This window comes from Ruegeria sp. BHSB064 (assembly GCF_059613205.1).
The window spans coordinates 1-11,169 of record NZ_JBXWSB010000132.1 but is presented as its reverse complement, the minus strand read 5'-3'; the positions used below and the strand labels follow the sequence as shown (position 1 = coordinate 11,169).

Below are 11,169 nucleotides of genomic sequence, written 5' to 3'. Positions count from 1 at the left end.
ACCAGGCGCCTTGTCCTTGAGGTCCAGCACGATCCGCTGCGCCGTTTTCGGCCCCACACCTTTCGCCGCCTTGACCGCGCTCCAATCCCCCAAGGCAATTGCGCGGCTTACGCCATCCGGCCCCAAGGCGCTGAGAATGGCCAGCGAAACTTTAGCACCCACCCCCTGAACCGAACACAGAAGCCGGTGCCATTCCTTCTCGACCAAGGACAGAAATCCATAAAGCTGCATCAGGTCTTCGCGCACGACCATGTCGGTATAGATCGAAACCGCTTCTCCAACACCCGGCAATGCCGCCATGGTGCGGTCGGAACAATAAACGATATAGCCAACGCCCCGGACATCGATCAGCACGTGATCCGCTGCGCGATAATCCAGCCGCCCTGTCAGTTTGCCAATCATGCCCGCACCTCTTTCACACGCGCCTGTTGCGTCTTTCCGTAATAGGCGTGACAGATCGCAATCGCCAGCGCATCCGCCGCGTCAGCACCTTTTGGCAGACACCCCGGCAGCTGCAGCTTGACCATGTGCAATACCTGCTCTTTCTCGGCGTGGCCCACGCCCACGACAGTCTTTTTGACCCGATTGGGTGCATATTCGCCAACCGGCAATCCAGCCTGCGCCAATGTCAGCAGGGCCACCCCCCGCGCCTGGCCAAGCTTGAGCGTACCCGCCCCGTCCTTGTTGACGAAGGTTTGTTCAATGGCAGCCTGGTCCGGTTGGTGATCGGCAATCACTTCGACAATCTGGTTGTGCAGCGACAACAGACGCTCACCCAGATCATCCCCATCTGACTTGCACAATCCATTTGCAACATGGCTCAGACGGCTGCCATTTGATTCGATGACGCCCCATCCCAGGGTCCTAAGCCCCGGATCAATGCCCAGAATTCGCATGTTTTGCCTCGGCCTGCTCGGGTTTTGTGATCTTTTTTCAACGCCTAGCACGAAGCGTGAACATTTTCCAAGCGAATTGACCTGAGGTCTGAAAACGACACCCCTGTCCTGCACGCGACTTGAACGCATATTTGCGACCCCAGGAAAGTCTGAAAACGGCACCAACATAAAGGAATTTTCATCAATTATTTAAGGGGATTACATCTCTGTGAAGCGTTGCAAAAATTGCATAGGACACATGCAAAAACTAAACTTGTGCACGCGAAATGGCAGCACTAGATGCCGGTCAGATCGCAAGATTGAAAAGTGAACACAAACCAGAAGGAAACAGGATATGGCTGCACTGGACACTACCCGCATCGCCACCACTGGCTCGTTCGGCCTCGTTGGCCGTATCGGCGCATATTTCGTATCGGCTGTGAACGCAGCAATCGAATGGAATGACGCCCGCGTAACTCGCAACGCGCTGACCGTTCTGAGCGACCGCGAACTGGACGACATCGGCCTGTGCCGTGGCGACATCGACGCCATCGCCGAAGGACGTCGCTAATTCCGACCACCACTTATACGCCCCTGGCTTTTGGTCATGCGGGCAACAAGAAACACCGCGCGCCCGAACGGCACGCGGTGTTTTTTTGATTAAAGCTTAGAATTCAGAAGAGCAGCTTGTTCATTTGCTGGGACAGCGCCTGAGACACAGGATCAATCTGCATCACCCAGGCCCCTGCCTGTTCGACCTTGGTCCCTTCATTCAGGCTGTCGATTCTGTACTGATATCCCGTCGGCCCAAGGTGGGACAAAAGAAACGCTTTGAAAACAAAGAACGCAACAAGCGTGAACAGCAGCACCCGTACTGGCACGGCAGAGCTGACCCGTTGCGGCCTCATGACCACCAGACCATCTTTGCGCATCGTCGCGCGATAGCCCCGGCTCATCTTCTGATGCTTCTTGTTCAGGCGATTAACGCGCTGATTGAACTCCAGTTGTTTACCCGTCATGGCAGCCTCCAAAAAACCGCCCCCCTCGACTTTGATCAGAAAACGGTAATTAGAGATTGCGACAAAAGCGTGGCAAAATTCCACAAAACTCCTGCAAATGGCCTAATTTGCGCCCTGTTTGCTTAAAATTAGGGTCGTCCATTCACCAATCTCGCCTCTGTGCGCAAGATTGAACTCGTTTTGAGAATAAACGGAAACCACATCATCTGCCTGCTCGTTAAGGATTCCCGACAGTATCGCATACCCTCCGGGGCGCAGATTCGCCGAGATTTCAGGCGACAACGCCACCAGCGGACCCTTTAGTATATTGGCAAAGATCAGGTCGTACGGGGAGTCTGTCTTAAGGTCAGGGTGATCGAAGCCAGCGGCTTCCACGCATTTCACCGCACCGGACATACCGTTTGCCTTCAGATTGGCTTCGGCCACGTCAACGGCGACTTCGTCGATATCGCTGGCGATGATGTCGCCATCCCAGACCCGAGCAGCAGCCATAGCCAGAACAGCCGTGCCGCAGCCAATATCGGCCACTTTCGACGCAGTAAAGCCGTCGTCCAGCAAGCGATCCAGTGCCTTTAAACACCCCAATGTCGTGCCGTGATGCCCGGTGCCAAAGGCCATTGCAGCCTCGATCAGCAACGGAATGCGGCCTTCGGGCAGCTTGTCGGCATCATGGCTGCCGTAGACAAAAAACCGGCCCGCTTCGACGGGCGCAAGCTCGCGCCGCACATGTGCGACCCAGTCGGTTTCGGGCAGCTCTGACACGACAAAGGGCTTTGCTTCGAACGCAGCTGCCAGAACAGCAAGCGCGGTCTCATCCGGGGCTTCGGTGAAATAACCGCCCACTTCCCACAGGCCCGAACCGTCCTCGACCTCGAACACGCCAACACCGGTGGGTTCCGGCTCCAAACGCTCCATGGCTTCGCCCAGACCTTCGGCGGCCTTCTTACCTGTCAGCGTGGTCAGCGCGGTGAATGTGGGCATATGGGCCTCCTGTCTCAGTTGGCACAGCGCCTAGGCCGCTGCGTCGCGAAGGTCAAGCCGCCCGGCCTATTCCGCAGGTGCCGGAGCGTATTTGGTCAGGGTTGTCTCATTACCCGGTTCGGGATGGCGCGGGATCAACAACGACAGCAGCAGCGAAACAATGGCCATCGCCGCCGCCAAACCAAACACTGCTCCCGGCGAAACCACCCACAAAAGCCCCAGCAAAGCGGGCAAGAAGACAGCGGCGATGTGGTTGATCGTGAAGGCCACGGCCGCTGTCGGTGCAATGTCCGCCGGGTCCGCGATTTTCTGAAAATAGGTCTTCAAGGCCAGCGCGAGTGCGAAAAGCACATGGTCGATCACATAGAGGATCGCAGCCAGCAACACCCCCCAGCCGAACCAATAGATACCACCGTAAGCCGCAAACACTATGGCCAGCCCTGCATATTCGAAGATCAGGGTGCGCCGCTCGCCGAACTTTGCCACAGCTTTGCCCAGCAAGGGCGCGGCCATCATGTTGATCATCAGGTTGATCAGGTAAAGGCTGGTCAGTTCGTGTACTTTGAAACCGAACTTTTCGACCATCATGAACCCGGCAAACACAATAAAGATCTGCCGCCGTGCGCCGGCCATGAATTGCAGCGCATAGTACAGCCAATACCGGCGACGCAGGATCAGCTTTTTGGTCTGCGGCGTTGGTGCATCAAACTGAGGATAGGCAATCAGGCTGAACAGCGCCAACAAGACCGTCACGCCACCCGCCGCCATGAAAACGAAGTTATAGGACAGATCGAAGCGCTCCCAGGTCAGAACGATCAGCCCATAGACAACCGCGGTCGCTGCGGACCCCATCGCAACCAGCCATCCCAGAATTTGGGGCGCGCGATCCTTGGGAAGCCATTGCAGCTGCAGCGACTGGTTTACTGTTTCGTAGTAGTGAAACCCAATTGAGCTGAACAGGGTCACAAACAACAACCCACCCAAGCTGGGGAACCATGCCGTCACAGCCGTTGCCACCCCAAGCATCATCAGCGAAATCATCGCCAGAACCTGCTCGCGGATGAAAATGATGACAGCGATCACGCCAATCGCCAGAAAGCCCGGAATTTCACGCACAGTGTGCAGCAGGCCAATATCTGCCCCATCAAAATTCGCCACCTCAATGACGAAATTGTTCAGCAGCGCGCTCCACGCGTTGAACGCGATGGGCATGGTCATGGCCATCACAAACAAGAGCGTGACTGGGCGACGCCAGAACGGAAGGTTCCGCGCCTCGGACAAGGGCATGGGATTCAGCATAATGGTCCTCTACGCCCATTTCTGTGCTTTGGCGAGAGGGAAGAAGCCAGCGCACAGCCACCCTGCGCTGATGCAGAGTTCAGTAAAAGCTCTGTGGGTCGATATCGACAGTCAGGCGGATGTCCCCTTTCAGACGCAAAGGCGCGATCCAGCGGGCAATCGCGTCCTGAATGGGGGCCCCTTTTGGGGCTTTGACCAGCAGGCGCACACGGTGCCGTCCGCGAATACGGGCAATCGGCGCGGGTGCAGGACCGAAAACTTGTCCCCCCACATCGCGCACAGGGGCATCATTACGCGCCATCGCGTTGCCGATATCGAAGACAGGGCCGACCTCCGGGCCAGACAACACAATTCCGGCCATGCGCCCATAGGGAGGCACCCCCGCCGCTTGCCGCCCTGCGGCTTCGGCTTTCCAGAATCCTTCCTCATCACCCGACAGGATCGCGCGGATCACCGGGTGTTCTGGTTGGAACGTCTGCAACAACGCCTGACCCGGTTTATCGGCCCTGCCAGCGCGTCCGGCCACCTGCCGCATCAGTTGGAACGTTCGTTCTGCTGCGCGCAGGTCGGCGCCGTGCAACGACAAATCTGCATCAATCACGCCAACCAGTGTAAGTTTCGGGAAGTTATGCCCCTTGGCGACCAACTGAGTGCCAATGATGATGTCTGAATCACCCGCAGCGATTTCTTCAATCTTAGCCTTCAACGCGCGGGCCGAGCCGAAAAGGTCGGAACTCAGCATGGCAATCTTGGCGTCAGGAAAGGTCGCTTCGGCTTCTTCGGCCAGCCTCTCAATCCCTGGCCCGACCGGAGCCAGCTTGCCTTCTACGCCGCAGGACGGACAGATTTCGGGCATCGGCTTGGTCTCACCGCATTGGTGGCACATCAGGCGTTTCAGAAACCGATGTTCAACCATGCGCGCGTCACAATGGTCACAGGCGATCTGTTCCCCACAGGCCCGGCACAAAGTCACCGGAGCATACCCACGGCGGTTGATGAACAATAGCGACTGTTCACCTTTCTCGATCCGCTGTCGTACCGCCTGTCGCAAGGACGGAGAAATCCATGTCCCGGGCCGCATTTGTTCGGCCCGCATATCGATGGGCTTCATCTCGGGCAAAACCGCCGCGCCGAAGCGCGAGGTCAGGTCGATCCGGTCGTATTTACCTGCCTCAGCGTTTGCCCAGCTTTCCAATGAAGGCGTCGCACTGGCCAGCACAACCCGCGCGCCGCAAATGGCCGAGCGCAGGACTGCCATATCCCGCGCGCTGTAATGCACGCCGTCTTCCTGCTTGTAAGAGGTGTCGTGTTCTTCATCGACGACCACCAGACCCAAATCGCGGAACGGCAGAAACAATGCCGACCGAGCACCTACGACCAGTTGCGCATCCCCCTGCCCGACCATCCGCCAGACACGGCGGCGTTCTGTCATGGTCGCGCCCGAGTGCCACTCGGCCGGTCGAGCGCCAAACCGTGCCTCCACACGGGTCAAGAATTCTGCGGTCAAAGCAATTTCAGGCAACAAGACCAGTGCCTGTCGCCCCATGCGCAGTGTCTCGGCAACGGCCTCCAGATACACTTCGGTCTTGCCTGAACCCGTGACACCTTTCAGCAGTGTTGTGCCATAGTCACCCGTGCGCTGACCGGCCTGTAACCTGGCCACAGCAGCTGCCTGATCTTCGGTCAGGTTTTTCCCGGGCAGGTCGGGGTTCAAATGCGGATAAGGTAAATCACGCGGGGTGTCCTCCTCCCGGACAGCGCCTTGCTTGACCAACCCTTTGACCACAGACGATGTCACACCCGCCTGCTCCGCCAGTTCTTTCAAGGTGAAGGCGAGCCCACCATAGTCGCGCAAAACCTCCAGCACACGGGATCGCGCATCGGTCATTCGATCCGGGTCGCCACCGCCAAGACGATAAATCTTGCGCATTGACGGAGGATCCCCCAGCCCCGGTGCACGCGTTGCCAAACGCAGCATCGCGGGCATCGGCGTCAGAGTGTAGTCGGCGACCTTGCCCAGAAACACCTGCATCTCTTCGCGCATCGGCGCGACCTCAAGCACTCGGATCACAGACCGGGCCTTGCTCAGGTCAAATCCGCCCTGACCCGGCCCCCAGACCACACCCAGTACCTTGCGCGGCCCAAGAGGCACTTCGACAAACGCGCCTTGAAAGCACCCGCCCTCGGGCGCTTTGTAGTCCAACGTCCGGTCCAGCGGCTGCGTTGTCAGCACCGCAACCAGTTCGCCTTGGTCGAAAAATCCGTTAGCGCTCACAGCATATCCTTTGCAGGGGGTTCCAGCATGGCTCACTTTGAGGTAAAGCCATCCGCGACCAAGGCCAACCCATCAAAGGACTGCCCTCATGAAATTCTTCGTAGACACCGCCGAGATCGACGCCATTGCCGAACTGAACGAGCTGGGCATGGTGGACGGCGTGACCACCAACCCTTCGCTGATCCTAAAGTCGGGCCGCGACATTCTGGAAGTGACAAAAGAGATCTGTGATCTGGTCGACGGCCCGGTTTCGGCCGAAGTTGTCGCCACCGAAGCCGACGACATGATCGCCGAAGGCCGCAAGCTTGCCAAGATCGCTCCGAACATCGCAGTGAAAGTGCCGCTGACATGGGCTGGCCTGAAAACCTGCAAAACGCTCAGTGACGAAGGTCAGATGGTTAATGTCACCCTCTGCTTCTCGACCAATCAGGCCATTCTGGCAGCCAAAGCAGGTGCAACATTCATCTCGCCCTTCATTGGTCGCCTGGATGACATCAACCTCGACGGCATGGATCTGATTGCCGACATCCGTCAGGTCTATGACAATTACGGGTTCGAGACTGAGATCCTTGCCGCCTCAATCCGCACAGTGAACCACGTGACCGACAGCGCTCGCATTGGTGCCGATGTCATCACTGCTCCACCAGCCGTGATTAAGAAGCTCGCTGACCACCCGTTGACTGACAAAGGTCTGGAAACCTTCCTGGCCGATTGGGCCAAGACAGGTCAGAAAATCCTCTGATCCTGTGCAATACCGCGCGGTGCCGTCAGGTGCCGCGCCGGCAAAACTTGCAGGCTTGATCGCAGATCACGCGCAAGTTGGCGGGAGCCTATCCGCCACAAACCGCGAGGAAATCCACCTCTGCGTGCATTTTTTCCAAGGCAAATCCGGCCGGGCATGTTATAAGCCGCCCAACAAAAAAAGACCGGACGGGACATGAGCAGCAACCCCAAACTCGAGGATAACCTCCGCGCGGCGATTCTGGCCGAGCCTGACGTCGTGTTGGATGACAAGGATCTGATGCAGGCGCTGGTCAGTGCCAATGAACGCGCACGCGGCGACAATGTGATCGATCTGCGCGGCATCGCCATGCAACGGCTCGAAGCGCGGCTGGACCGGTTGGAAGACACCCACAGGTCAGTCATCGCAGCAGCTTACGAGAATCTGGCGGGCACAAATCAAGTGCATCGCGCAATTCTGCGCCTGTTGGAGCCTGTTGAATTCGAGGATTTCCTACGCGCGCTTGGCGCGGACGTGGCCGACATTTTGCGTGTTGATCACATCACTTTGGTTCTGGAAACAACAGTGGTTCAGGACGATCCAGCAGTCGATACGCTGGGGGGCGTTCTGACAATCGCCGAACCAGGCTTTATCAACCAGTACCTGACCATTGATCGCGGCGGTCCCGCCCGCGACGTCACTCTGCGCGAGGTTCATCATCCAAACAAACGTATTTTTGGCGCGCTTGCAGATCAGTTGCGGTCCGAAGCCTGTTTAAAGCTCGATCTCGGCCCCGGTCGCTTGCCGGGAATGATCGTCATGGGTGCACGTGATCCGCGGCACTTCACACCGCAGCTGGGCACCGATCTTCTCAGCTTTTTTGCTGGCGTGTTCGAACGCTCGATGCGCCACTGGCTGTCGTGAGCCTGATCTCTCCTGCCTGCCGTGATGCGTTGCAGCATTGGCTGGACAGCCTGGGTGCGCTGGCGGGCAGATCACAGAACACACAAACCGCTTATCGTGGTGATGTGACCGATTTCCTGTCCTTTATGACGCTGCACCACGCTGAACGGCAGGGGTTGAAAGCGCTGGAACGGATCACTGTGTCAGATATGCGTGCCTGGATGGCAGACCAACGCAGCGCAGACGTAAGCGCGCGCTCGCTGGCGCGCAAACTCTCAGCCGTCAAAAGCTTCTACCGCTGGCTGGCCGAACGTGAAGGCTTTGAACCCACGGCAGTACTGTCGACACGCGCACCGAAATTCACCAAGAAACTGCCCCGCCCCCTGGCCGAAGACGCTGCCCGCGCCATGATCGACACGGTCGAGCTGCAATCCAGCTCGGATTGGGTCGCCGCGCGGGATGTGGCCGTGGTCACGTTGCTCTATGGGTGCGGGCTGCGCATATCCGAAGCGCTGTCACTGACCGGTGCAGACGTGCCTTTACCCGCCACCTTGCGCATCGTTGGCAAGGGCGACAAGGAAAGGGTCGTACCGGTTCTTCCTGCCGCCCGTGAAGCCGTCGACCGATACGTACAACTTTGCCCGCACCCGCAGGCACTGGGCGCGCCTTTGTTCCGCGGCGTCCGCGGCGGGGCGCTGAACCCACGTGCGATACAGAGCGTCATGGCCAAGGCCCGAATGCAACTGGGCCTGCCTGCAACCGCAACACCCCACGCCATGCGGCACAGTTTTGCCACGCACCTTCTGTCGGCCGGAGGCGACTTGCGCGCCATTCAGGAACTTTTGGGCCACGCGTCGCTTTCAACCACCCAAGCCTATACCGCAGTGGACACAGCGCGGTTGATGGAAGTCTACAACCGTGCGCACCCCAAGGCCTGACGCACACATCCATCAAAACCGCGTGGCTTTTGGTTTGCATCTCTGGCGTGCATCAGTCATGACGCGTGCATGACACTCAGATTCAAAGCTCTTTCCGTCCATCTCTTCACTGCAACGGGCGCTGTGTTCGCCATGCTCGCCATGCTGGCCGCCGTCGAAGAGAAATGGAGCCTTATGTATCTTTGGCTGGTTGTCTCATTCATTGTGGACGGGATCGATGGTCCTCTGGCGCGTCATTATCATGTCAAAAAGAACGCCCCCGAATTTGACGGCGTTCTGCTGGATCTGATCATCGACTACCTGACCTATGTGTTCATCCCGGCCTTTGCCCTGTTCAAGTCCGGGCTGATGGACGGCTGGACCGGGTGGTTTGCGATCATCGTCATAACCTTTGCCAGCGCGATGTATTTTGCGGACACCCGGATGAAGACCAAGGACAATTCCTTTTCCGGTTTTCCGGGATGTTGGAACATGTTCGTTATCGTGATCTTCGCGCTCGAGCCGAATTTCTGGATCATTCTGCTGCTGGTCACATTGCTGTCGCTGGCGATGTTCCTGCCGCTCAAGTTTGTCCATCCCGTACGCACCGAGCGTTGGCGCAGCCTGACATTGCCCATGGCGCTGGCGTGGACGTTCTTTGCCGGTTGGGCGGCCTGGGTTGATTTTCATCCCGAAAGCTGGGCGCATTGGGGGCTGGTGATCACCAGCCTGTATCTGACATTTGCGGGCATCGCGCAGCAGATCATACCGCAGCGCCGCGCCTGACGCAGCGCCGCAGAGTGCGGCGTTACATGACGTCCTGCACCTCGAACTCGGTGCCGTTATGGGTAAAGACATCGCCCTCTTGCAGGCCCACCATGGCCAAGTAAATCGGGCTTTGGGTTGAAATGCCCATATAGGTTTTTCCATCCACCTCGAACCGGGTGGTCGAAACGCACACGACAAATCTGCGATTGTTGAACTTGATCACTGCGCCGGGTTGGACCGTGTCAGTCAGACCGAAGTCGGTGTTTTCAATCACATCGATCTTGGCATGGTGTGCATGCACAGGGGCGTCAAACGCAGCTGCCAAGTCAGCGTTTTCGCGTGAGGCGGCGAGGTCATCCTTGTCGTGACCTTCCCGATCATCCAGCTGAGCGTCCTTCAAAAACGCATCGTAATGCGCCTGCGCCGTTGCAAGCTCTTGCGCTTCAAGTGACATCAACCTGTCAATAATGGCCTTCTTTCGGGCGGCGCGATCTTGATCCGTGGTCATGCAATGCGGTCCTTCAAATTCAACAACATATATATGGTGTGCCCGCCGCTGACGGATTGCAACCGAATTTCACAGATCAGATCAAAAGCCCGGCAGCCCGTTCATGACGCAACAGGGCCACTTTGGTCTCGACCCCACCGGCCCCGGAAAAGCCGCCCAAGCCCGCCGCGGACAGCACCCTGTGGCACGGGATGATCACCGGAATCGGGTTTGCTCCGCAAGCCTGCCCTACGGGTTGTGCGGGTTGCCCAAGCTCTTTTGCAATGTCTCCGTAAGTACGCGTTTCACCCAGAGGAATCGCATACATCAGATCGCAGACCTGTCGTTGGAAGTCAGACCCTGTGATGCGGTAAGGAAGGTCAAACCGGTCCAGTTGCCCGGCGTCATAAGCTTTCAATTGCGCGGCGGCTTCACGCAACAGATCCGTCGGTTCTCCCACATCGCGGCCATCCCAGACCAGGCGCGTGAGGGCTCCGTCTGTTTCTTCGACACCCAGACATCCAAATTGGGTTTCTACGGCAATCATCGGCATAGGCGCAGCGTTTCAGATCACCAAAGCTGTTGCAAGCAGGGAAAGAAAAACCCCCAGCCGATGGGCTGGGGGTAAGTGTTAACCAAGCGCGTCGTTACAGCGGCTACATACACCCGGATGGGTGTGGCGGCCCACGTCGGGCAGGATTTTCCAGCAACGCTGACACTTTTCGCCTTCGGCCTTTTCAAAGACCACCGCGACGCCTTCGATTTCCGGAACGCGGAACGCTTCGGCCGGAGCCGGATCAGCCGAAACGGTCAGTCCCGACGTGATGCACAGATCATCCACGTCAAAGGTTGCCAGCAGATCACGGGTTTCCTGATCTTCGACATGCACAATCGGCGCAGCTTCGAGGCTGGATCCGATGACCT

General features: G+C 58.0%; 14 protein-coding genes. 5 read left to right on the top strand and 9 right to left on the bottom strand.

Going from position 1 to position 11,169, the window contains the following annotated elements; genetic code table 11:
• A partial coding sequence (gene ruvA / locus AC2FNU_RS21185) for a Holliday junction branch migration protein RuvA (protein ID WP_496792196.1) occupies positions 1 to 402 on the bottom strand: 402 nt, incomplete at its 3' end.
• Positions 399 to 896, bottom strand: a complete 498-nt coding sequence (gene ruvC, locus AC2FNU_RS21180) for a crossover junction endodeoxyribonuclease RuvC (protein ID WP_480631242.1) — start codon at positions 894 to 896, stop codon at positions 399 to 401. The genes ruvA and ruvC, both read right to left, overlap by 4 nt.
• Before the next feature lie 334 nt (positions 897 to 1,230).
• Between ruvC and AC2FNU_RS21175 the strand changes: the two genes are divergently transcribed.
• Positions 1,231 to 1,446: a DUF1127 domain-containing protein gene (locus AC2FNU_RS21175; protein ID WP_496792194.1), complete on the top strand. Its 216-nt coding sequence runs from the start codon at positions 1,231 to 1,233 to the stop codon at positions 1,444 to 1,446.
• 103 nt (positions 1,447 to 1,549) lie between these two features.
• Here the strand turns inward: AC2FNU_RS21175 and AC2FNU_RS21170 are convergent, their stop codons facing one another.
• The 4 genes from AC2FNU_RS21170 to AC2FNU_RS21155 form a co-directional block, all read right to left on the bottom strand.
• Positions 1,550 to 1,894, bottom strand: coding sequence for a hypothetical protein (locus tag AC2FNU_RS21170; protein WP_171235318.1), 345 nt, complete (start codon positions 1,892 to 1,894; stop codon positions 1,550 to 1,552).
• Positions 1,895 to 1,996: 102 nt separating this feature from the next.
• Positions 1,997 to 2,875, bottom strand: coding sequence for a 50S ribosomal protein L11 methyltransferase (locus tag AC2FNU_RS21165; RefSeq protein ID WP_496792192.1), 879 nt, complete (start codon positions 2,873 to 2,875; stop codon positions 1,997 to 1,999).
• Between the two features lie 66 nt (positions 2,876 to 2,941).
• Entirely contained in the window at positions 2,942 to 4,174 is a 1,233-nt protein-coding gene (locus AC2FNU_RS21160; protein WP_496792190.1) for an MFS transporter, read from the bottom strand.
• 79 nt (positions 4,175 to 4,253) lie between these two features.
• Positions 4,254 to 6,449 carry a primosomal protein N' gene (locus tag AC2FNU_RS21155; RefSeq protein ID WP_496792188.1) on the bottom strand — a complete coding sequence of 732 codons (2,196 nt, stop codon included), beginning with the start codon at positions 6,447 to 6,449 and terminating at the stop codon, positions 4,254 to 4,256.
• 88 nt (positions 6,450 to 6,537) lie between these two features.
• Here AC2FNU_RS21155 and fsa point away from each other — a divergent pair, with 88 nt between their 5' ends.
• The 4 genes from fsa to AC2FNU_RS21135 all read left to right on the top strand — a co-directional run bounded on the left by fsa (position 6,538) and on the right by AC2FNU_RS21135 (position 9,776).
• Complete coding sequence (fsa, locus tag AC2FNU_RS21150) at positions 6,538 to 7,191, top strand: fructose-6-phosphate aldolase (RefSeq protein WP_496792186.1); 654 nt, start codon at positions 6,538 to 6,540, stop codon at positions 7,189 to 7,191.
• A 195-nt stretch (positions 7,192 to 7,386) separates the two neighbouring features.
• The gene (locus AC2FNU_RS21145; protein ID WP_496792184.1) at positions 7,387 to 8,094 is read left to right on the top strand and encodes a DUF484 family protein; all 708 of its coding nucleotides are present in this window, start codon (positions 7,387 to 7,389) and stop codon (positions 8,092 to 8,094) included.
• Entirely contained in the window at positions 8,091 to 9,011 is a 921-nt protein-coding gene (locus tag AC2FNU_RS21140; protein ID WP_496792182.1) for a tyrosine recombinase XerC, read from the top strand. The genes AC2FNU_RS21145 and AC2FNU_RS21140 overlap by 4 nt, the downstream gene beginning before the upstream one ends.
• Before the next feature lie 69 nt (positions 9,012 to 9,080).
• Positions 9,081 to 9,776 carry a CDP-alcohol phosphatidyltransferase family protein gene (locus AC2FNU_RS21135; protein ID WP_496792180.1) on the top strand — a complete coding sequence of 232 codons (696 nt, stop codon included), beginning with the start codon at positions 9,081 to 9,083 and terminating at the stop codon, positions 9,774 to 9,776.
• A 22-nt stretch (positions 9,777 to 9,798) separates the two neighbouring features.
• Here AC2FNU_RS21135 and AC2FNU_RS21130 read toward each other — a convergent pair whose 3' ends face one another.
• The 3 genes from AC2FNU_RS21130 to AC2FNU_RS21120 form a co-directional block, all read right to left on the bottom strand.
• Positions 9,799 to 10,266, bottom strand: coding sequence for a hypothetical protein (locus tag AC2FNU_RS21130; RefSeq protein ID WP_171094234.1), 468 nt, complete (start codon positions 10,264 to 10,266; stop codon positions 9,799 to 9,801).
• 76 nt (positions 10,267 to 10,342) lie between these two features.
• Positions 10,343 to 10,798, bottom strand: a complete 456-nt coding sequence (locus AC2FNU_RS21125; RefSeq protein ID WP_496792178.1) for a methylated-DNA--[protein]-cysteine S-methyltransferase — start codon at positions 10,796 to 10,798, stop codon at positions 10,343 to 10,345.
• A gap of 78 nt (positions 10,799 to 10,876) precedes the next feature.
• Positions 10,877 to 11,169: zinc finger domain-containing protein (locus AC2FNU_RS21120; protein ID WP_496792176.1), on the bottom strand; the 293-nt coding region annotated here is incomplete at its 5' end.

Coding starts and splice junctions, on each gene's coding strand:
- ruvC (WP_480631242.1), bottom strand. CDS start 896: ATGCGAATTCTGGGCATTGATCCGGGGCTTAGGACCCTGGGATGGGGC.
- AC2FNU_RS21175 (WP_496792194.1), top strand. CDS start 1,231: ATGGCTGCACTGGACACTACCCGCATCGCCACCACTGGCTCGTTCGGC.
- AC2FNU_RS21170 (WP_171235318.1), bottom strand. CDS start 1,894: ATGACGGGTAAACAACTGGAGTTCAATCAGCGCGTTAATCGCCTGAAC.
- AC2FNU_RS21165 (WP_496792192.1), bottom strand. CDS start 2,875: ATGCCCACATTCACCGCGCTGACCACGCTGACAGGTAAGAAGGCCGCC.
- AC2FNU_RS21160 (WP_496792190.1), bottom strand. CDS start 4,174: ATGCTGAATCCCATGCCCTTGTCCGAGGCGCGGAACCTTCCGTTCTGG.
- fsa (WP_496792186.1), top strand. CDS start 6,538: ATGAAATTCTTCGTAGACACCGCCGAGATCGACGCCATTGCCGAACTG.
- AC2FNU_RS21145 (WP_496792184.1), top strand. CDS start 7,387: ATGAGCAGCAACCCCAAACTCGAGGATAACCTCCGCGCGGCGATTCTG.
- AC2FNU_RS21135 (WP_496792180.1), top strand. CDS start 9,081: ATGACACTCAGATTCAAAGCTCTTTCCGTCCATCTCTTCACTGCAACG.
- AC2FNU_RS21130 (WP_171094234.1), bottom strand. CDS start 10,266: ATGACCACGGATCAAGATCGCGCCGCCCGAAAGAAGGCCATTATTGAC.
- AC2FNU_RS21125 (WP_496792178.1), bottom strand. CDS start 10,798: ATGCCGATGATTGCCGTAGAAACCCAATTTGGATGTCTGGGTGTCGAA.